The 20,581-nt window shown below is 69.3% G+C and carries 12 protein-coding genes and 3 pseudogenes; 10 read left to right on the top strand and 5 right to left on the bottom strand.

All coding sequences use genetic code 11. The annotated features are described in order from the left end of the window. Window positions 1-33: 33 nt before the first annotated feature. The 3 genes from hpaE to ACRQ5B_RS02485 are packed head-to-tail and all read right to left on the bottom strand — an operon-like array spanning window position 34 to window position 3,744. Window positions 34-1,560 (bottom strand): 5-carboxymethyl-2-hydroxymuconate semialdehyde dehydrogenase, encoded by a 1,527-nt coding sequence (gene hpaE / locus ACRQ5B_RS02495; protein WP_432396627.1) that lies wholly within the window; start codon window positions 1,558-1,560, stop codon window positions 34-36. Window positions 1,561-1,592: 32 nt separating this feature from the next. Then, window positions 1,593-2,273, bottom strand: a complete 681-nt coding sequence (locus tag ACRQ5B_RS02490; protein ID WP_432396624.1) for a GntR family transcriptional regulator — start codon at window positions 2,271-2,273, stop codon at window positions 1,593-1,595. Further along, entirely contained in the window at window positions 2,266-3,744 is a 1,479-nt protein-coding gene (locus ACRQ5B_RS02485) for a fumarylacetoacetate hydrolase family protein (RefSeq protein WP_432396621.1), read from the bottom strand. Before ACRQ5B_RS02485 ends, ACRQ5B_RS02490 begins: the two co-directional genes overlap by 8 nt. A gap of 239 nt (window positions 3,745-3,983) precedes the next feature. Here ACRQ5B_RS02485 and ACRQ5B_RS02480 point away from each other — a divergent pair, with 239 nt between their 5' ends. Further along, window positions 3,984-5,864 (top strand): FAD-binding monooxygenase, encoded by a 1,881-nt coding sequence (locus ACRQ5B_RS02480; RefSeq protein ID WP_432396618.1) that lies wholly within the window; start codon window positions 3,984-3,986, stop codon window positions 5,862-5,864. A gap of 220 nt (window positions 5,865-6,084) precedes the next feature. Next, window positions 6,085-6,318, top strand: coding sequence for a hypothetical protein (locus tag ACRQ5B_RS02475; protein ID WP_364138655.1), 234 nt, complete (start codon window positions 6,085-6,087; stop codon window positions 6,316-6,318). A 75-nt stretch (window positions 6,319-6,393) separates the two neighbouring features. Here the strand turns inward: ACRQ5B_RS02475 and ACRQ5B_RS02470 are convergent. Next, window positions 6,394-7,922: pseudogene (locus ACRQ5B_RS02470) on the bottom strand (sodium:solute symporter). Between the two features lie 270 nt (window positions 7,923-8,192). Between ACRQ5B_RS02470 and ACRQ5B_RS02465 the strand changes: the two are divergent. Then, the gene (locus ACRQ5B_RS02465; protein ID WP_412882279.1) at window positions 8,193-8,768 is read left to right on the top strand and encodes a helix-turn-helix domain-containing protein; all 576 of its coding nucleotides are present in this window, start codon (window positions 8,193-8,195) and stop codon (window positions 8,766-8,768) included. Between the two features lie 127 nt (window positions 8,769-8,895). Here the strand turns inward: ACRQ5B_RS02465 and ACRQ5B_RS02460 are convergent, their stop codons facing one another. Further along, on the bottom strand, window positions 8,896-9,720 hold the full coding sequence (locus ACRQ5B_RS02460) for a DUF559 domain-containing protein (protein WP_432396614.1): 825 nt from the start codon (window positions 9,718-9,720) through the stop codon (window positions 8,896-8,898). Between the two features lie 428 nt (window positions 9,721-10,148). On the opposite strand from ACRQ5B_RS02460, the pseudogene speB reads away from it, so the two are divergent. From speB to ACRQ5B_RS02425, 7 genes and pseudogenes are all read left to right on the top strand, one after another. After that, a pseudogene (gene speB / locus ACRQ5B_RS02455) lies at window positions 10,149-11,125 on the top strand (agmatinase). Then, window positions 11,122-12,785, top strand: a pseudogene (locus ACRQ5B_RS02450) (thiamine pyrophosphate-binding protein). The pseudogenes speB and ACRQ5B_RS02450 overlap by 4 nt, the downstream one beginning before the upstream one ends. A 182-nt stretch (window positions 12,786-12,967) precedes the next feature. Then, window positions 12,968-15,607, top strand: coding sequence for an MFS transporter (locus ACRQ5B_RS02445; protein ID WP_432396612.1), 2,640 nt, complete (start codon window positions 12,968-12,970; stop codon window positions 15,605-15,607). 210 nt (window positions 15,608-15,817) lie between these two features. Next, the gene (locus ACRQ5B_RS02440; protein ID WP_432396609.1) at window positions 15,818-17,551 is read left to right on the top strand and encodes an ABC transporter ATP-binding protein; all 1,734 of its coding nucleotides are present in this window, start codon (window positions 15,818-15,820) and stop codon (window positions 17,549-17,551) included. A gap of 140 nt (window positions 17,552-17,691) precedes the next feature. Continuing rightward, window positions 17,692-19,632, top strand: a complete 1,941-nt coding sequence (locus tag ACRQ5B_RS02435) for an ABC transporter ATP-binding protein (RefSeq protein ID WP_432398666.1) — start codon at window positions 17,692-17,694, stop codon at window positions 19,630-19,632. Window positions 19,633-19,745: 113 nt separating this feature from the next. Then, window positions 19,746-20,165 (top strand): acyl-CoA thioesterase, encoded by a 420-nt coding sequence (locus ACRQ5B_RS02430; RefSeq protein ID WP_412883223.1) that lies wholly within the window; start codon window positions 19,746-19,748, stop codon window positions 20,163-20,165. A gap of 125 nt (window positions 20,166-20,290) precedes the next feature. After that, a complete protein-coding gene (locus ACRQ5B_RS02425; protein WP_412882284.1) occupies window positions 20,291-20,545 on the top strand; it encodes a hypothetical protein in 255 nt (84 codons plus the stop codon). Window positions 20,546-20,581 lie beyond the last annotated feature (36 nt).

The raw sequence follows: 20,581 nt of genomic DNA, 5'->3' as shown, positions 1-20,581 counted from the left end.
TTGAAAGGTGTCAGGTGGCGCTGGCTGGAAGATTCAGGCGCCGAACTTGGGCGTGTGAACCTTGCCAAGCGTGATGTGGACGGCCTGCTGGTCGGTGTAGAAGTCGATCGAGCGGTAGCCGCCCTCGTGGCCCAGCCCGGAGGCCTTGACCCCGCCGAAGGGGGTGCGCAGGTCGCGGACGTTGTGGCTGTTGAGCCAGACCATGCCGGCCTCGACGCTCTGCGAGAAGGTGTGCGCGCGGGTCAGGTTCTGGGTCCAGATGTAAGCGGCGAGGCCGTACTTGGTGTTGTTCGCCAGGGTGAGGGCCTCCTCGTCCGTATCGAACGGGGTGATCGCGACGACGGGGCCGAAGATCTCCTCCTGGAAGATCCGCGCGTCGGGGGCGACGTCGGCGAAGACGGTCGGGGCGATGTAGTTGCTGTTGTCCAGGCCCTCGGGGAGGTTCTCCGGGCGGCCGCCGCCGGCCAGTAGCCGGCCCTCGGTCTTGCCGATTTCGACGTAGGAGGCCACCTTCGCGTAGTGCTCGGGGTGGACCAGCGCGCCGACCTCGGTCCGGGGGTCCTGCGGGTCGCCGACGACGATGTTCTTCGCCCGGGCGGCGTACTTTTCGCAGAACTCCTCGTAGACGGGGCGTTCGACCAGGATCCGGGACCCGGCGGTGCAGCGCTCGCCGTTGAGCGAGAAGACGCCGAACAGGGCCGAGTCGATCGCGGCGTCCAGGTCGGCGTCGGCGAAGACGACGCAGGGGGACTTGCCGCCGAGCTCCATCGAGAGGCCCTTGAGGTTCTCCGCCGCGTTCCGGAAGATCGTCTGTCCGGTGGTGGTCTCGCCGGTGAAGGAGATCAGCGGCACGTCCGGGTGCTTGACCAGCGCGTCGCCGGCCTCTTCGCCCAGGCCGTTGACCAGGTTGAAGACGCCGTCCGGGAGGCCGGCGTCCTTGAAGATCGTGGCCCACAGGGAGGCCGAGAGCGGGGTGAACTCGGCCGGCTTGAGCACCACGGTGTTGCCGGTGGCCAGGGCCGGGGCCAGCTTCCAGGACTCGAGCATGAACGGTGTGTTCCACGGGGTGATCAGGCCGGCGACGCCGATCGGCTTGCGGTTGACGTAGTTGATCTGGGCGCCGGGGACCTTCATGGCGTCGTCGAACTGGGCGACGATCAGGTCCGCGAAGAAGCGGAAGTTCTCGGCGGCGCGGAGGGCCTGGCCCTTGGCCTGGGTGATGGGCAGGCCGGTGTCGAAGGTTTCCAGCTCGGCGAGCCGTGCCTCCTGCGCCTCGACGGCGTCGGCGATCCTGTTCAGCACCCGGGCGCGCTCGCGGGGCTTCATCGTCGGCCAGGGGCCGTTGGTGAAGGCTTCGCGGGCGGCGGCGACGGCGAGGTCGATGTCCTCCTTCTGGCCGGCGGCAGCGGTGGCGTAGGTCTGGTTGGAGGCCGGGTCCAGGACGTCGAAGGTCTTCCCGGACACGGAGTCAACGAACCGGCCGTTGATGTAGTGCTGGATGGTGGTGGGGAGGTCCTCCGGCACGTGCCGGGCGACGGTGGTTTCTGCAGGAGTCGTCATCGTTGAGGTCCTATCTGGTGATCGGTGGTCAGTCAGTGGTTGGTCTGGGCGAGGTAGGCGTCCAGGGTGGCGCTGCGGTGCCGGCGGGCGGCTTTCTCGATCTCGTCGGGATCGGCGGCGTCCTCGATCAGCCGCAGCAGCGCCTCGTGCTCCTCGACCGATTCGCTGGCCCGGCCGGGGACGAAGCGGAACGTGGAGGACCGCAGCGCGGCCAGCCGGTTCCAGCCCCGGTGCACCAGGTCCAGGATGTGCGGGTTGGGGCAGTGTTCGAACAGGACGCTGTGGAAGTCCTGGTTCAGCCGGGTGAACCGGACCGGGTCAAAATGCTGCAGGCACTCGCGCATCTCGGCGTTGACCGCCCGCGCCCGGGCCACGTCCGCGGCGCCGATCAGGGGAGCGGAGAGCGCGGTGGCGGCGCCCTCCACGATGCTGAGGGTCTGCATGGTGTAGAGGTACTCGGTGGGGTCGATCCCGGCGACGGTGGCGCCGATGTTCCGCTCGAACGTCACCAGGCCTTCGGCCTCGAGCCGCCGGATTGCCTCCCGGACTGGGACCACGCTGACGCCCAGGTCCTTGGCGATGGCGCCGAGTACCAGCCGGTAGCCGGGGGAGTAGCTGCCGTCCACGATCCTGGCCTTGACCGCGTCGTAGGCAAGCTGGGATGTGCTGGCGGCGCCCGTTGATGCGGTGCCCGGCGCGGCGGTCTCAGTCACGGGGCTGCTCCGCGTCCCAGGCTTCGTACTTCGCCCGCCAGGCGGCGTCGAGCGGGTAGAGGCCGTCCACGCTGTGGCCCTGGGCCACCATCTCGGCGATGAAAGCTTCCTCGCGTTCCTGGGCGATGGAATCCTCCGCCAGTTCCGCGGCGAGGGCCGGCGGGATCACCAGGATGCCGTCGGCATCGGCGACGATGATGTCCCCGGGCTGGACGGTGGTGCCGCCGCAGGCGATGGTGATGTCCGTGTCCCAGGGGACGTGCCGGCGGCCCAGGACGGCGGGATGCGGGTTGGCGAAGTAGGTGGGCATCTCCAGGGCGGCGACGGCGGAGAGGTCGCGGACGCCGCCGTCGGTGATGATGGCGGCGGCGCCGCGGACCTGGGCGCGGAGGGCCAGGATGTCCCCGACAGTGCCGGTGCCCTTCTCGCCGCGGGCCTCCATGACCAGGATCTCGCCGTCGTTGACGGTGTCGATGGCACGCTTTTGGGCGTTGAAGCCGCCGCCGTGGGTCTTGAAGAGGTCCTCCCGGTTGGGCACGTAGCGCAGGGTCCGGGCCAGGCCCACGATCCGCTTCCCGGGGCGGGTGGACTGGAGCCCGTCGATGCTGACGTTGTTCAGGCCGCGCTTGCGCAGTTGGGAGGAGAGGGTGGCGGTGCAGACGCTCTCCAGTTTCGCCTTCAGCTCCGGGGACAGAGCAGGTGCGGTGTTTTCGGCGGTACCGGTCTCGGGGAGGCCGGCCGCCGCGCGGGAGCCGTACGCCTCCTCGCGCTGGGTGTCGTCGGCCCTGGGTCGGGCGCCGAAGTCGGCGAACGGCGTCGTCCCCTCGGTCACCGTGGTCCGCAGCCGGCCGGTGCTGTGCGCGACGCCGCTGACTTCGACCTCGACGACGTCGCCGGGCCGGGCCACGGAGGCGCCGGCGGGGGTGCCGGTGAGGATGATGTCGCCCTCCTGCAGCGTGAGAAGCTGGGAGAGGTCCGCGACCAGCAGGGCGAAGGGGAAGAGCAGGTCCCCGGTGGTGTCGTCCTGGACCAGTTCGCCGTTGTGCCAGGTGCGGATCCGCAGCCCGGCGGGGTCGACGGCGTCGGCGGGGATCAGGGCCGGGCCCACCGGGGTGAATCCGTCGCCGCCCTTGGAGCGGAGGTTGGAGCCCTTGTCCGCGTAGCGGAGATCGTAGACGCCGAGGTCGTTGCTGGCGGTGACCGCGGCGACGTAGCTCCAGGCGTCCTCGATGCCGACGCGGCGGGCGTCCTTGCCGATGACCAGGGCCACCTCGCCCTCGAAGCCGAGCAGTTCGCAGCCGGCGGGACGTTCGACGCTTGAGCCGGAGAGGGCCAGGGAGGACGATGGCTTCAGGAAGTAGGAGGGCTGCTCCGGCGTGCGGCCGCGCTGGGCGGCCCGGCTGGGGTAATTGAGGTGGACCGCAATGACCTTCCGTGCCGCGGCCAGGGTGTGGTCGGTGACCTGTTCCAAGAGCTACTCCTCATCGAGTACGAAATCGTATACGATCACTGTCCCCCGGCGGCGGGGCTCTGTCAACCCCGTCCCGGCGGGATATTTCGGGCCACTTGTAAGCTGCGTCATACCTGCCGTACAGTCGATGAGCAGACACAAGCGTTCTATTATCGAACGCAAAATTCTATTATCGAACACATCGGGCCGCGCATCCGGCGCCCGAAACCCAACGCCACACAACGAAGTGAGGACAGCCCGTGCATTTCCACCACCACGGATACGTTTCCGGTGACCCGCGGGTCCAGGCTGCCGCCGGCGTCGGCCTCGACCGCCCCGACGAGCTGCCCGACCGGATGGACGTGCTGATCGTCGGTACCGGCCCCGCCGGCATGCTGGCCGCCGCGCAGCTCGCCCAGTTCCCCGGCGTCAGCACCCGCATCATCGAACGCCGCCCGGGCCGCCTCGCCATCGGCCAGGCCGACGGCATCCAGGCCCGCAGCGTCGAGACGTTCCAGGCCTTCGGCTTCGCCGAGCGGATCATCGCGGAGGCGTACCGGATCACCGAGATGGCGTTCTGGAAGCCGGACCCGGCCGACCCCTCCCGGATCGTCCGCTCCGCCCGCGCCCTGGACGACCCCGCCGGCATCAGCGAATTCCCGCACCTGATCGTCAACCAGGCCCGCGTCCTGGACTACTTCGCCGAGTTCATGGCCAACTCACCGGCCCGGATGCGGCCCGACTACGGCTGGGACTTCGTCCGCCTCGAGGTGGGGGAGGGCGACTACCCCGTCACCGTCACCCTCACCCGCACCGCCGGGCCCGACGCCGGCACCGAACGCACCGTCCGGGCCAAGTACGTCGTCGGCGCCGACGGCGCCCGCAGCCGCGTCCGCGACTCGATCGGATGCACCATGGCCGGGGACAAGGCCAATCACGCCTGGGGCGTCATGGACGTGCTGGCCAACACCGACTTCCCGGACATCCGGACCAAGTGCGCCATCACCTCCGGCTCCGGCGGCAGCATCCTGCTGATCCCGCGCGAAGGCGGCCACCTGTTCCGCATGTACGTGGACCTGGGCGTGGTCCCCGAGGGAGACGCCGGCGCCGTCCGGCAGACCAGCATCGAGCAGATCATCGCCAAGGCCAACGCCATCATCCACCCCTACACGCTGGACGTGCGCAACGTCGCCTGGCACAGCGTCTACGAGGTGGGCCACCGGCTCACCGACAGGTTCGACGACGTCGTCCCCGCGGACCGCGGGACCCGCACCCCGCGGGTATTCATCACCGGCGACGCCTGCCACACCCACAGCGCCAAGGCCGGCCAGGGCATGAACGTCTCCATGCAGGACGGCTTCAATATCGGCTGGAAGCTGGGCCACGTGCTCGAGGGACGCAGCCCGGAAGACCTGCTGGCGACCTACTCGGCCGAGCGCCAGGTGGTGGCCAAGAACCTCATCGACTTCGACAAGGAATGGTCCACCCTGATGGCCAAGAAGCCGGAGGAGTTCAACAGCCCCTCCGAGCTGGAGGACTTCTACGTCAGCACCGCCGAATTCCCGGCCGGCTTCATGACCCAGTACTCCCCGTCCATCCTGATCGGCGAGCCGGCGCACCAGGACCTCGCCGCCGGATTCCCGATCGGCAAGCGCTTCAAGTCCGCGCCGGTGGTCCGGGTCTGCGACACCAACCCCCTGCACCTGGGCCACCAGGCCACGGCGGACGGCCGCTGGCGGATCTACGTCTTCGCAGATCCCGCTGTAGCCGGCGCCCCCTCGCCCACCACGGACCTGGCGGCCTGGCTGGCCGGGGCCCCGGAATCGCCCGTGGCCGCGACGCCCGAAGGCCTGGACCGGGATGCCTGGTTCGACGTCAAGGTCATCTACCAGCAGCCCCACACGGAGGTGGACATCACCGCCGTCCCGGACGTGTTCAAGCCACAGGTGGGCCCCTTCGCGCTGACCTACCTGGAGAAGGTCTACGGCACGGACCCGGCCGCGGACATCTTCGACCTGCGCGGCATCAGCCGGGACGGCGTCGTCGTCGTGGTCCGGCCGGATCAGTACGTCGCCACGGTGCTGCCGCTGACGGCGACGGCGGAACTCGCCGCCTTCTTCGCCCCGCTCCTTCCCCGGTAGTCGACCCTCCCGGTCTCCTGAGGGCGGCGTCCGCCGCGCAGTCCCGCGAAACGCCGTCGGCGCCCCTACGGGTACCGGCGGCGTTTCCTTGACCGGAAGCGCGGCCGGTGTTCGAATGAAAACGCCAGGCGGGATTCCCGGCAGGCCCGCCAGCCGCTCCCGGAAACGTGAGCGGAGCAACCGCACACCGCTGCCAGCCCGAGCGCACGGAGGTCGCACCATGGACAACACCGGATCACAGGCCGCCCGGCCCTCGAGGGACTCCGTCGAGTCCGACCCCGACTACGATTTCGCCGACGACGCCCCGGTCGAGGACTCGGAGACCGTCGAGGAGGAGCTGCTGGAGGAGGCCGACCAGCGCCTGCCCCTGGATACGGAGGACTTTCTGGGTGAGGACCAGCCCGTCGGGTCGCCGGACGCGGACGAGTTCCGCGGCCCGGAGGACGGCGGGTAGCCCCGGCCCCACACAGCACGACGGCGGCGCCCCCCCACGGGAGGCGCCGCCGTCGTTCTTAGTCCGGGCGGGCCGTTAGTGCGTGAGAACCGGGACCTCGTCCGGTTCCTGTTCCGCGGAACCGCCGGCGACCCGCTGCTGCCACGAGCGCATCACGGCGGCGTCGGTCGGCTTGGTCAGCAGCGAGACCGCTACGTAGACCAGTGCCGAGGCGATGAGGCCGTAGTAGATCGGTTCGTTGGCGTAGATGCCGTCCAGTGGGACCTCGGCGTTGATCTCGAGGATGATCATGGTGCCAAGGGTGATGACCGATCCCACGGCCATGGACGCGGCGGCGGCGATCCCGGTGCCGCGCTTCCAGACCAGGCCGCCCAGGATTGCCACCAGCAGGCCGCCGACCAGGATGTCGTAGGCGATGGTGAGCGCGGCGACGACGTCCTTGGTGATGATCGCGATGACGATCGCCACGACGCCCAGGCCCAGGACCCAGGCGCGGTTGGCCTTGACGTCGTGCTCCGGGTTGTCCGTGTCATCGGTGTTGACGGTCTTGCCGAACCAGCCGGCGACGAAGGGCACGACGTCGGCGCGGGCCACGGTGGCCGCGGCGATCAGTGCGCCGGAAGCGGTGGACATCATGGCGGCGACGGCGGCGGCGAGCACCAGGCCGCCGATGCCGATCGGCAGCAGGTTGGTGGCGACCTCCGCGTAGACCACGTCCTTGCCGAGGGCCTTCACATCGATGGCGGGCAGGGCCACGCGGGCGCCCAGGCCGATCAGGGCGCCGGCGGCACCGTAGAGGATGCAGTAGATGCCCGCCGTCGAACCGCCCCAGCGGGCGACGGAGGGGGTCTTGGCCGTGAACACGCGCTGCCAGATGTCCTGGCCGATCAGCAGACCCAGGGTGTAGACGACGAAGTAGGTGATGATCGTTTGGGTGCCGATGCCGTCGATCTGGAAGAAGCTGGCGTCCACGCGGCTGCGGATGCCATCCAGGCCGCCCGCGGCGTTCAGGGTGAACGGGAGCATGAGCAGGAAGATGCCGACCGTTTTGATCACGAACTGGACCTGGTCCGCCAGGGTGATGGACCACATGCCGCCGATCGTGGAGTAGACCAGCACGATCGCGCCGCCGACGGCGATCGCGAGCGCCCGGTCCCAGCCGAAGAGCACCACGAAGATGGTGGCGTAGGCGCCGGTGGAGGTGGCGCAGAGCATCAGCGTGTAGGCCAGCATGACGATGCCCGAGGCCTGGGTGGCGCGGCTGCCGTAGCGCAGGGTCAGCATCTGGGAGACGGTGTAGATCTTCAGCTTCTGGATGGTGCCGGCGAAGAGGAGGCTCAGCAGCAGGACGCCGGCGCCGATCGCCACCACCAGCCACATGCCGGAGATGCCGAACTTGTAGCCCAGGCCCACGCCGCCGACGGCGGAGGCGCCGCCCAGGACGACGGCGGCCATGGTGCCGGTGTAGAGGAAGGGCCGAGCCGGCGGCCGGCCACGAGGAAGTCGCTGTTGTTTTTGGTGCGGGACTTGCCCCACCAGCCGAACGCCAGCATGGCGATCAGGTACACCACCACGATGGCGATGTTGAGGAATTGTGCATCCATAGAGGCTCCTTGGAGCGGTTGTGGCAGCCCGCGGGCCGGCCGCGGCACTGCGGAGCGGCCGCCGGATCTGCTGGACGGAAGAACATGCGGAGGGTGCGAGGTGTAACGTTCTTTGCCAAATAGGCAACACCTGTTGCCAAACGCTAGATTGTGATGGTGCTTACAGTCAACCTGTGAACGCCGTGTGTCCCAGCGGGAAACGGCCTCGGGGCAACGGCTAGGATTGGCACCAATGCTGGGGCCGCGCGGCCGGCCGTGAAAGGTTCCCTTATGAAGGCTCTCCCTGTTGAACCGAGCAACGTTCCGGTTGCCATCGGCTCCAGAATCCGCGCCGCGCGGCAGTCCCAGCGGCTCACCATCGAACAGGTTGCCGACGCCACCGGCCTGACCAAGGGCTTCCTGAGCCGGGTGGAGCGGGACCTGACCTCCCCGTCGGTGAGCTCCCTCGTGACCCTCTGCCAGGTCCTCTCCATCTCCATCGGTGACCTCTTCGCCGCCCCGGAGACGCACCTGACCCGACGGGGCGAGGGTCCGCGGATCTCCCTGGGCGGCGAGGGGATCGTGGAGCGGCTGCTTACGGCCCGCTCCGAGCGGCGGCTGCAGATTATCCAGGCCGTGATCGAACCCCGCGGCCGCGGCGAGTCCGAGCTGTACGCCGTGGACTGCGACGTCGACGTCCTGCACGTGGTCAAGGGCAGCATCCGGCTGGTCCTGACCAACGAGGCCTTCGACCTGGAGGCCGGCGACACGGTCACCTTCCCCGGCCGCGAACCGCACACCTGGATCAACCCCACCGACGAACCCGTCGAGGTGCTCTGGGTTTTGGTCCCCGCCGCCAGCCAATAGCGCCATTCCCCGTACGTTCCTCCCCGGTTACCTCGCCCCGGCCGGCGTACGGTCACGACTGGTGCCCGCCGTTCCGCGGGCTGTTTCTGGTGCCGGCCCGGGTAACTCGGCGGGAGCGTACGACGCCCTAGCGTCCGGCCCGCGGACCATGGGCCAGCGCTGCCCGGATCTCGGCCACGACCCGCTCCGGCTCGAACCACAGGTGTTCGGGCATGTAGCGCAGCACGGCGAACCCGTTCAGTGTGGCGGCGTTGTTCCGGCCCAGGTCACGCCGCATCGCCTCCCGGCCGGAGTGGAACGCGAACCCGTCCACCTCGACGATCAGGAACCCCTCCAGGAGGAAGTCCACCCGGCCGATCCCCGCCAGGAAGACCTGCGCCTCGTAGGAGATGCCGTGGGCGCGGAACAAATGGATGGCATCCACCTCCACGATCGACTCCGCCCGCAGGTCCAGTTCCCGCAGCACCGACCGCGCCGTGCCGGAGCGGTCGGCCCGTAATTGGTCCGCCAGCAGCTCCCGTGGCACGCCGAGCAGCCGCATGGCGGAGGTGGCCACCGCGGCGGAGGCTGGCAGGGCGAGGCAGCCCAGGGCGTGAAGGACCACGTCCTCGACGGCTGCCACCGGCGGGCCGGCAGGTGCCTCGAAGCGGACGGTCCGGTGCCGGACGAAGCCGCTGCCGTGGCCGTGGTTGCAGGCCAGATGATGGCTGCCTGGGGCCACGCGGAGCCAGAGCCCGTAGTGGGCCGCAGCGCTCGCGCAGGTCACCCGGGCATCGTTGAGGACGGCGGCGAGGAACTCCGGGCGGCATTCCGGGAGGGCAAAGATGCCCCGCCGCGGCTGTTGGACCCGGGCTGCGAGCCGGGCGACATCCCGCCGGGAGTAGCCCGCGGCCAGCAGTTTCCCGGTCCGGGCCACGCCGCCGAGCTGAGACAGATAGGTGAGCGGATCCATGGGATCCAGTCCAGGCCCGGACGGGACCGCCCGGAACGGGGGAGCGGGCCTATCTGGACAACTCCGGAACGGATTCCGCCCGGCTAGGCGTGCGTTCCTCCCCGGTTACGCCCGCAGACTCCCGCTCCCGCCCGGGCCGATCAGCGGAATGGCGGGGTTCGGCCGGCCGGACTGGAGTACGGGCCGGAGTAACTGGGGAGGAACGCACGGGGCCGCCCGGATCCAGCAGTCAGAAGTAAACAACAGGTGCGCAGCAGGCAACTTCGAGTGTATGATGACAGTCACATCCACCCCCGTATCCAGAAGGAGACGCCCGCTTGGAAGAGTTGCGCATCGAGGCCAACGGAAACCTTGGCCCCATCGATTCCGCCCGCATCCCCCGGTACGCCGGCGCGGCCACCTTTGCCCGCCTGCCCCGCCTCGACCAGGTGGCCAAGGCGGACGTCACGGTGGTGGGCGTGCCCTTCGACTCCGGGGTCTCCTACCGGCCCGGCGCCCGCTTCGGCGCCAACCACGTCCGCGAGGCCAGCCGCCTGCTCCGGCCCTACAACCCGGCCTGGGACGTCAGCCCGTTCGAGAACCTCCAGGTGGCCGACGCCGGCGACATGGCGGTCAACCCGTTCAACATCAACGAGGCCATCGAGTCCATCCAGCAGAACGCGCTGGACCTGACCGCCGCCGGCAGCAAGCTGCTGACCCTCGGCGGGGACCACACAATCGCCCTGCCGCTGCTCCGCGCCGCCGCCGAACGCGCCGGCCAGTCCGTGGCCATGCTGCACTTCGACGCCCACCTGGACACCTGGGACACCTACTTCGGCGCCGAGTACACTCACGGCACCCCTTCCGCCGCGCCGTCGAGGAGGGCATCCTCGACACCGAGGCGATCAGCCACATCGGCACCCGCGGCCCGCTCTACGGCAAGAAGGACCTCGACGACGACCACCGCTTCGGCTTCGGCATCGTCACCTCCGCCGACGTCTACTACCAGGGCGTGCTGGAAACCGTCGCCAAGGTCCGCGACCGGATCGGCAACCGCCCGCTTTACATCTCCGTCGACATCGACGTCCTCGACCCGGCCCACGCCCCCGGCACCGGCACCCTGGAAGCTGGCGGCCTCACCAGCCGCGAACTGATCGAGATCATCCGCGGCTTCCGCGGCATGAACCTCATCGGCGCCGACGTCGTCGAGGTCGCCCCGGCCTACGACCACGCGGACATCACCGGCGTCGCCGGCAGCCACGTTGCCTACGAACTGGTCACCCTGATGGCGGACAACGCGGCCGACGGCGGTCCGACGTCGGGCAACGGCTATGCGGCGCAGGCGCTGGGCCGCGAAAACCGCCGCCCGGCCGGCTTCGCCGCTCCTGTCCAGACCCCGGCCGCATCCGCGGAGGCGGCCCGATGAGCGGCGTGCGCAACGGCGGCGACCTCGTCGTCGAAACCCTGGAAGCGCTCGGCGCCAAGACCGTCTTCGGCATCCCCGGCCAGCACGCCCTGGGCCTGTTCGACGCCATGGGCCGTGGCAACCTCCAGTTCGTCTCCTCCCGGGTGGAAAACAACTCCGCCTTCGCCGCGGACGGCTACTCCCGCGCCACCGGCGAGGTCGGCGTGCTCTTCCTCTCCACCGGCCCAGGCGCCCTGACTTCCCTGGCCGGCCTGCAGGAGGCTTACGCCACCGGCGTGCCGATGGTCGTGGTGGCGAGCCAGATCCCGCTCGAGGGACTCGGCGCCCGGCGCAAGGGCATGCTGCACCAGCTCGATGACCAGAAGGCCTCCGCCGCCAACGTCACCAAGAGCCAGCGCCTGATCCAGCACGCCTCCGGCATCCCCTCCGCCATCCAGGACGCCTGGACCGAGGCCATCTCCTCCCCGCAGGGCCCGGTCTGGATCGAAATCCCACAGAACGTGCTGCTGGACCCGATCATGGTGCCCCCGGTGGAGGACGCCCTCGCCGAGGCCGCCGATAACCCGCCCCGGGTGGAGCTGGTCCGCGAGGCCGTGAAATGGCTCGAGGACGCCAAGCGCCCGGCCATCATCGCCGGCGGCGGCACCCGCCGCGGCCATGCGGAGAAGTCCCTGCTGTCCCTGGCCGAGAAGCTCCGCGCCCCGGTGATCTGCACCCCCGGCGGCAACGGCGCCTTCCCCTGGACCCACGAACTCTCGCTGCAGTCCTGGATCGAGGACCAGCACATGACCGAGCTGCTCGAGGACGCCGACGTGCTGATCGTCATTGGCTCCTCCCTGGGCGAGGTCACCTCCAACTACTTCACCTTCGAGCCGCGCGGCCGGATCATCCAGATCGACGCCGAACCCCGCGTGCTCGAGTCCAACCGGCCGGGCCTCGGCATCCGCGCCGACGCCGGCCAGGCCCTTGCCGCCCTCGACGAGGCACTGCTCGAACCGCACGGGGAACGCGCCGACTGGCACGGCACCCCGCCGGAAACCCTGGTCAAGGACACCCTCGCCAAGGTCCGCGCCCGGCTGGAGTCCCAGGACCTCGGCAAGGAACTGCAGTTCATGGCGGACATCCGCGAGGCGGTCCCCGCCACCATGCAGACCTTCTGGGATATGACCATCTCCGCGTACTGGGCCTGGAGCTGCTGGGACGCCCGCGAGGGCCAGTTCCACTCCGCGCAGGGCGCCGGCGGCCTGGGCTTCGGCTTCCCCGCCGCGATCGGCGGCGCGGTGGGCCTTGAGACGACGGGGCAGTCCGGTGCCTCGGCCCGGGTGCTGGCGGTCTCCGGCGACGGCTCGGCGATGTACTCCATCTCCGAGCTCGCCACGGCCAAGCAGCACAACGTCCCTGTCACCTGGCTGATCGTCGACGACGGCGGCTACGGCATCCTGCGCGAGTACATGGTGGGCGCCTTCGGCAAGGCCACGGCCACCGAGCTTGCGCGGCCGGATTTCGTCAAGCTTGCCGAGGCGTTTGGCGTTCCCGCGGTCCGGGTGGCCCCCGAGGATGTGGGGAGGCGCTGAAGGCGAGCTTCGCCGCGGACGGCCCCAACGTCGTCGTCGTCGAGACCTTGCTCAAGATGTTCGCCCCGACCCACCTGGACATCTAAACGCCCGAGGTCTAAAAACCCGTAGTACGAAAGGCCCCGATCCGCCCGGATCGGGGCCTTTTGCCGTCTCCGGAGCATCCCGGGGCAGGCCCGCTATGCCCTCCACGAACGCCCTTAGTTTCCCAAAGCAATCATTTTCATGTATTGTTGCTTCGGGCAAGCAAATAAGGGGGCATCCTCATATGTCAGTCGCATCGACCACTGCAGCCAAGTTGGTCCACCACATTTTTGATCTTCAGCGCGCCGTCCGGTGCGTTGCCGCCGCGAGCCTGCGCGGTGACGATACCGGCGTCGCGCTTCAGGGCGTCCTCCGCTTCGTGGGGGAGGGCGAGACCCGCGCCACCCACCTGGCGGAACGGCTCGGCGTCAGCGCGCCGGTCCTCAGCCGGCACCTGTCTGAGCTGGTCGACCACGGCTACGTCGTGCGCCGGCCCGATCCCGAGGACGGCCGCGCCCAGCTGGTGGCGCTGTCCCCGGCCGGCGTGGAGAAGCTCCGCGTCATCGAGGAACACCGGGCGGCCAGCCTGCAGTCCCTGTTGCAGGACTGGAGCGAGGACGACGTCGAAGAGACCGCCCGCTCGCTGAAAAACTTGCCGAGTCCCTTCGGAACTCGGCCCGGGCAAAGACGGCCGGATCCACCGATACCACCACCTTTGTTGAGGAGTAAAGATATGGCCAGTCACGCAGCGGCCGCCGGGCCAGCCCCGACAGCCACGCAGAATCCGCAGCCCGCACCGCAGGTGGTGATGTCGCACCGCCAGATCATGGAGGCCCTCACCGGCCTGCTGGCAGCGTTCTTCACCGCGATCATTAGCAGCACCATCGTCGCCAATGCCCTGCCGACCATCATGTCGGAGCTCAAGGGCACCCAGACCGACTTCGCCTGGGTGATCACGGCCGCGCTGCTGGCCAACGCGGCCACCACCCCCATCTGGGGCAAGCTCGCGGACCTCTTCGACAAGAAGTTCCTGGTCCAGCTGAGCATCGTCGTCTTCGTCGCCGGCTCCGTGATGGCGGGTTTCTCGCAGACCATCCCGTTCCTGCTCACGGCCCGCGTCATCCAGGGCATCGCCATGGGTGGCCTCACCGCCCTGGCGCAGGCCATCATCGGCTCGATGATCCCGCCGCGTGACCGCGGCAAGTACTCCGGTTACATGGGCGCCGTCATGGCCGTCGGCACCGCGGGCGGCCCGCTCCTGGGCGGCTTCATCGTGGACAGCCCGCTGGGCTGGCGCTGGACCTTCTTCGTCTGCGTCCCGCTCGCCATCATCGCCCTGATCCTCCTGCAGATCACGCTGAAGCTCCCGCACGTCAAGCGTCCCGCCAAGATCGACTGGCTGGGCTCGATCCTGCTCACCTCCGGCGTCAGCCTGCTGCTGATCTGGGTCTCCTTCGCCGGCAACCCGGACTACTACGACTGGTGGTCCTGGCAGACGGTCGCCATGGTCGGCGGCGGCATCGCCCTCCTGGCCCTGCTGGTCTTCGTCGAAGGCCGCGTCGCGCAGCCGGTCATCCCGCTCAAGATCATCTCCGAGCGCACCACGGCCCTGGCCATCCTGGCCTCCGTCGCCGTCGGCGTCGCGATGTTCGGTTCCTCTGCGTTCCTGGGCCAGTACTACCAGGTGGCCCGCGGCGCCAGCCCCACCGAGGCCGGCCTGCTGACCCTGCCGATGATCGCCGGCAACCTGATCGGCTCGGTTCTCTCCGGCCAGCTGATCAGCCGCACCGGCAAGTGGAAGCGCTACCTGATCGCCGGTTCCATCCTGCTGATCGGCGGCCTGGGTCTCGCCGGAACCATCGACCACACCACCGACCTCTGGATCACCGGCCTCTACACCGCGGTCCTCGGCCTCGGCCTGGGCCTGCTGATGCAGAACCTCGTCCTCGCCGTCCAGAACACCGTCCGGGCCACGGACATCGGCACCGCCAGCGCCTCGGTCGCGTTCTTCCGCTCCGTCGGCGGCGCGATCGGCGTGTCCGTCCTCGGGGCCGTCCTGGGCAACCGGGTCAAGGAACTCGCCACCCAGGGCCTGGCCGCGGCCGGGATCCCCGTCCAGGGCGGCTCCTCCGGAGGCAGCCTGGACCTCAAGGACCTGCCCCCGCAGATCCGCGACATCATGCGCGCCGCCTACGGTGACGCCACGGCGGAAATCTTCATGATCTCGGCGATCGTGGGCATCCTGGCGCTGGTTTCGGTCCTGTTCATCAAGGAGAAGCCACTGCGCCGCACCGTGGACGTCCAGGCCGAGCCCGCCGCCCAGACCGCGGCATCCGGAGCGATCACCGGTTCCGGCGCGGACATCGACGCCGGGGCTGCCGCCCACGCCGTCGCCGCGCACGGTTCTGCCGGCCAGGGTTCCGCCCAGGGTTCCGGCGAGCCGTCCACGGACACCACCCCTACCGGGATCGTGGACTTGGACCGCGAGTTCATCGAGGTCCTGAGCCGGCAACGGAACGGCGGAACCCGGTTCCCCGCCGCGGCCCGCGAGCAGGACCCGGCCGACGACGCCGACGCCCGCGCCGAGCGTGAGGGCGCCCGCCTCCGGTCCCGGACCATGGTGGCGGACGCGAAGGCTGACGACGCCGACGTGCTGCAGCTGCTCATGCAGACCCAGCGGCTGCTTGCCGAGCAGCAGGTGCAGCTCGCGGATGCCCTCCGCGCGGTGCACGACCAGGCCGCCGAGCAGCGCGCCATCGCCGCGGAACAGGCCCGCGTGGCCGAGCAGCTCACCACGCTCCGCCGCCAGCTGGCCAAGGAACGGAAGCTGCAGCGCGCCGCCGCGGATTACATCGCCACCCACGGCCGGCACCGCGGCGAATAGCCCCGCGCACCGCCCGGCGTCGCAGCCCGCATCCGACGGCCCCGTACCTTCCCGCGAGGGGAGGTGCGGGGCCGTTGGTCTCCCTTTCCGGACGCTGTTCCGCCGGCGCCCAAGACCTCGTAGAGTTGGACGGCTAAGGCTGTCGGCCCCTGCTGCTTTACTTTTGTCATGTATTTGGATTAACCGCTTCTTCCAGAAGGACCAGTGGGCATGCTTCTCACCCTCATCCGGCGCTACTCGAGGCCGTACCTGCCGTTCATCGCGGCCGTCGTCGTCTTCCAGTTGGCCTCCACCATCGCCGCGCTGTACCTGCCCAGCCTCAACGCCCAGATCATTGACGAGGGCGTCTCCCGCGGGGACACCGACTACATCTGGCGCACCGGCGCCCTGATGCTCGGCGTCGCCCTGGTCCAGGTGGTCACGGCCATCGCGGGCGTCTACTTCGGCTCCCGCGCGGCGATGGCGTTCGGCCGCGATCTGCGCCGCGGCGTCTTCCGCAAGGTCAGCAGCTTCTCCGCCCGAGACGTCAACGTCTTCGGGGCGCCGTCGCTGATCACCCGCGGCACCAATGACGTGCAGCAGGTGCAGATGCTGATGCTGATGGCGCTCAACTTCATGGTGGCCACGCCCATCATGTGCATCGGCGGTATCGTGATGGCCCTCCGCGAGGACCTGAACCTCTCCTGGCTGGTGTGGGTGTCCGTGCCGCTGCTGGTGGTGGTGGTCGGTTACCTGGTGGTCCGTCTGATGCCGCTGTTCCGCTCCATGCAGGCCAAGATCGACCGGCTCAACGCCGTCCTGCGCGAGCAGATCATCGGCATCCGCGTGGTCCGCGCCTTCGTCCGTGAACCGCACGAGGAGCAGCGCTTCGGCGCGGCCAACCAGGACCTGACCAACGTCTCGCTCAAGATCGGTTCGCTGTTCGTCCTGATGTTCCCGGCGATCGGCATGATCCTGCACATCTCCACCGCCGCCGTACTCTGGTTCGGCGGCCAGCGGGTGGATGCGGGGGAGATGCAGGTCGGCTCGCTGACCGCGTTCCTGCAGTACCTGCTCCAGATCCTGATGGCGGTCATGATGGGCACCTTCATGGCCATGATGATCCCGCGCGCCTCCGTCTGCGCGGACCGCATCGGCGAGGTGCTCGACGTCGAACCCTCCATCCACGAACCCGGCACCCCCGTGGCGCCCGCCGCCCGGGCCGGCCGGGTGGAATTCCGGAACGTCTCCTTCGCCTACCCCGGCGCCGAGGCCCCCGTGCTCAGCGACATCAGCTTCACCGCCGAACCCGGGCAGACCGTGGCCATCATCGGGTCCACCGGCGCGGGCAAGAGCACCCTGCTGGCCCTGCTGCCGCGCCTCTTCGACGCCGCCACCGGCGAGGTCCTCCTGGACGGCGTCCCCGTCACCAACCTGGACCGTGCCGAGATCACCAGCCGCGTCGCCATGGTCCCGCAACGGCCCTACCTGTTCTCCGGAACCATCGGCCACAACCTGCGGTTCGGCAAGTCCGAGGCCACCGACGCCGAACTCTGGGACGCCCTCACCGTGGCGCAGGCCGCCGACTTCGTCCGGGAGAAGAAGAACGGCCTCGACGCCCGGATCGCCCAGGGCGGCACCAACGTCTCCGGCGGCCAGCGGCAGCGGCTCTGCATCGCCCGGGCCCTGGTCACCGAACCCAAGGTCTTCCTCTTCGACGACTCGTTCTCCGCGCTCGACGTCGCCACCGACGCCCGGCTGCGCAAGGCCCTCAAAGCCAAAACCGCGGACGCCACCGTCATCATCGTCGGCCAGCGGGTCTCCACCATCGCCGACGCGGACCAGATCCTGGTGCTGGACAAGGGCCGGATCGTGGACCGCGGCACCCACGAGGAGCTCCTCGAGAGCTCCAGCACCTACCAGGAAATCGTCGAATCCCAGCTGACCGCGGAGGCCATCGCGTGAGCACCAACGAAAAGCTCGGCCGCACCGCGCCGAACGAAACCCCTCTCGACGGCACCGTGACCGGCCCGCAGGACGCACCGGACACCGTCGACGAGGACTTCGTCGAGGAGGAATTCACCCCCGGCGAGGCCGACGGCGGCATGTTCGGCGCCGTCCCGGCAAAGAAGGCCCAGCACTTCTGGCCCTCGGCGAAGCGCCTGATGGGCCTGCTGAAACCCGAACGCGCCGGCATCATCGCCGTCCTGGCGATGGTGACCGTCGCAGTCGTCCTCAACGTCGTCGCGCCCCGGATCCTCGGCCAGGCCATGGACGTGATCTTCGGCGGAGTCGTCGGCAAGCAGCTCCCCGCCGGAGCCACCAAGGACCAGTTCATCGCCGGGCTCCGCGCCCAGGGCCAGGACAATTTCGCGGACATGCTCTCCCGGATGGACGTGATCCCCGGCGTCGGCATCGACTTCCAGAAGCTCGCGTTCCTCATCAGCGTGGTGCTGGTGATGTACTTCGTCGCCAACATCTTCCTCTGGCTGCAGGGCTATGTCCTCAACGTCCTGGTCATGCGGGTGGTGCGCCGGCTCCGGGATGACACCGAGAAGAAGCTCAACGCCCTGCCGCTTAACTACCTCGACACCCGCCAGCGCGGCGACATCCTCTCCCGCGTCACCAACGACGTCGACAACATCCAGCAGGCCCTGCAGCAGGCGTTCGCGCAGCTGGTGAACTCGGCGCTGACCGTGATCGGCATCGTCATCATGATGTTCATCGTGTCCTGGCAGCTGGCCCTGATCGCCCTCATCGCACTGCCGCTCTCCGGGGTGGCCGCCGGCGTCATCGGCGCGCGCAGCCAGAAGCTCTTCGCCGCGCAATGGAAAAACACCGGCGAGCTGAACGGCCAGATCGAGGAGTCCTTCTCCGGCCACGACCTGGTCCGGGTCTTCGGCCGCGACGCGGACATGCTGGCCCGCTTCGATGAGCGCAACGAGGAACTCTACAAGGCCAGCTTCGGCGCCCAGTTCGTCTCCGGCATGATCATGCCGGTGATGCAGTTCGTCTCCTACCTCAGCTACGTGGGCATCGCCGTCGTCGGCGGCCTGCGCGTGGCCTCCGGCGGGATGAGCCTGGGCGACGCGACGGCGTTCATCCAGTACTCCCGCGAGTTCACCCAGCCGCTGGGTCAGATGGCCGGCATGGCCAACATGCTGCAGTCCGGCGTCGCCTCCGCCGAGCGCGTCTTCGAGTTCCTCGACGCCGACGAGCAGGATCCGGAGACCGCCACCGACCAGCTGCCGGCCAGGACCGACGGTCACGTGGAGTTCAACCACGTCACCTTCAGCTACACCCCGGACAAGCCGCTGATTGAGGATCTGTCCTTCACCGCCGAGCCCGGCCACACGGTCGCGATCGTCGGACCCACCGGCGCCGGCAAGACCACGCTGGTGAACCTGGTGATGCGCTTCTACGAGCTCAACGCCGGCACCATCACCCTGGACGGCGTGGACATCACCCGGCTCAGCCGCGCCGAACTCCGCTCCAAGGTGGGCATGGTGCTGCAGGACGCCTGGCTGTTCGGCGGGACCATCTACGAGAACATCCGCTACGGCAAGCTGGACGCCACCGAGGACCAGATCATGGCCGCCGCGAAGGCTACCTTCGTGGACCGTTTCGTCCGGGCCCTGCCGGACGGGTATGACACGGTCATCGACGAGGACGGCAACAACGTCAGCGCCGGTGAGAAGCAGTTGATCACCATCGCCCGCGCCTTCGTGGCCGACCCGTCGCTGCTGATCCTGGACGAGGCCACCAGCTCCGTGGACACCCGCACCGAAGCCCTGGTCCAGAAGGCCATGGCCGCGCTGCGGACCGAGCGGACCAGCTTCGTCATCGCGCACCGGCTCTCCACCATCCGGGACGCGGACACCATCCTGGTGATGGAGGCCGGCCGGATCGTGGAGCAGGGCCGGCACGCCGAGCTGCTCGAGAGCCAGGGCGCCTACTACCGGCTGTACATGTCCCAGTTCGCCGGCGAGGACGCGGAGGCGGCACTGGCCGACGCCGCGGGCGGCCCGGCGCCGGTGCGCAGCTGAGCGCCGCGGCGGCCGGGGCAGGCGGAACCGACGGTCCCGTCCCCGGGGGCGCAGGCGCCGGGAGCGCAGCCTCCGGGGGAGCGGAGCCGCGCCGGCTGGAGGTGCGGGTGCCGATGCGCTGGGGCGACATGGACGCCTACGGCCATATCAACAACGTCCAGCTGGTCCGCATCCTGGAGGAGGCGCGCATCGCCGCCTTCGGGCCGCCCGGCGGCACCGGACTGCCCGGCCTGGAGCCGGTGGTCCCGCTCTTCAACGAGGTCCCCGCCGGCATCCTGGCGCTGGTGGTCGAACACCGCATCCGCTACGTCCGGACCCTGGAGTACCGCAACATCCCGGCCCTCGTGCAGCTCTGGATCGGCGCGGTCAAGGGTGCCAGCTTCGACATCCACTACCTGGTCCAGGACCCCGTCACCGGCGAGGACTGCGTCAAGGCCAGCAGCCACCTGGCCTTCGTGGACGAAGCCACCGGACGGGTGGTGCGGCTGACCCCGGAGCAGAAGGCCAAGCTGGAGCAGTTCACCGCCCACTGACAACGCGGAGTTTCCGCACCGCGGCACGGGGCGGGAGGCCCTTACCCCGGCCGCCCGCGCCGCCCTGGACTGGACGCGCCCCACGGGCATCGGCACCAGAACCGACCAGAGCGAGGAGCAGGACCATGGCCAAGCGAAGCAAAGCGGCGGGCAGGAAGAAGACGTGGAAGGAACTCTCGCCGATGGCGAAGTTCGGCACCGTCACGGCGGCCCTCGTTCAGCTCTCCCTCCTGGTCGCGGCGCAACGGGACATCTCCCGCCGCCCGGCGGAGGAAATCCGTGGCAGCAAGGCGCTCTGGCGTGTGGCCACGCTGGTGAACTTCGTCGGACCGGGCAGCTACTTCACCTTCGGCGTGAAGCGTAAGGCCGGCGGCAAGTAGCCCGCACGGGCGCTTGGAGAACGTCCCGGACGGTCC

The sequence above is a fragment of the Pseudarthrobacter sp. L19 genome, from assembly GCF_050859435.1.
Taxonomy (GTDB): Bacteria; Actinomycetota; Actinomycetes; order Actinomycetales; family Micrococcaceae; genus Arthrobacter.
Note: the sequence above shows the minus strand (reverse complement) of the source record. Positions and strands in the feature narration are given on the sequence as shown.

Coding starts and splice junctions, on each gene's coding strand:
- hpaE (WP_432396627.1), bottom strand. CDS start 1,560: ATGACGACTCCTGCAGAAACCACCGTCGCCCGGCACGTGCCGGAGGAC.
- ACRQ5B_RS02475 (WP_364138655.1), top strand. CDS start 6,085: ATGGACAACACCGGATCACAGGCCGCCCGGCCCTCGAGGGACTCCGTC.
- ACRQ5B_RS02465 (WP_412882279.1), top strand. CDS start 8,193: ATGAAGGCTCTCCCTGTTGAACCGAGCAACGTTCCGGTTGCCATCGGC.
- ACRQ5B_RS02460 (WP_432396614.1), bottom strand. CDS start 9,720: ATGGATCCGCTCACCTATCTGTCTCAGCTCGGCGGCGTGGCCCGGACC.
- ACRQ5B_RS02445 (WP_432396612.1), top strand. CDS start 12,968: ATGTCAGTCGCATCGACCACTGCAGCCAAGTTGGTCCACCACATTTTT.
- ACRQ5B_RS02440 (WP_432396609.1), top strand. CDS start 15,818: ATGCTTCTCACCCTCATCCGGCGCTACTCGAGGCCGTACCTGCCGTTC.
- ACRQ5B_RS02435 (WP_432398666.1), top strand. CDS start 17,692: ATGTTCGGCGCCGTCCCGGCAAAGAAGGCCCAGCACTTCTGGCCCTCG.
- ACRQ5B_RS02430 (WP_412883223.1), top strand. CDS start 19,746: ATGCGCTGGGGCGACATGGACGCCTACGGCCATATCAACAACGTCCAG.
- ACRQ5B_RS02425 (WP_412882284.1), top strand. CDS start 20,291: ATGGCCAAGCGAAGCAAAGCGGCGGGCAGGAAGAAGACGTGGAAGGAA.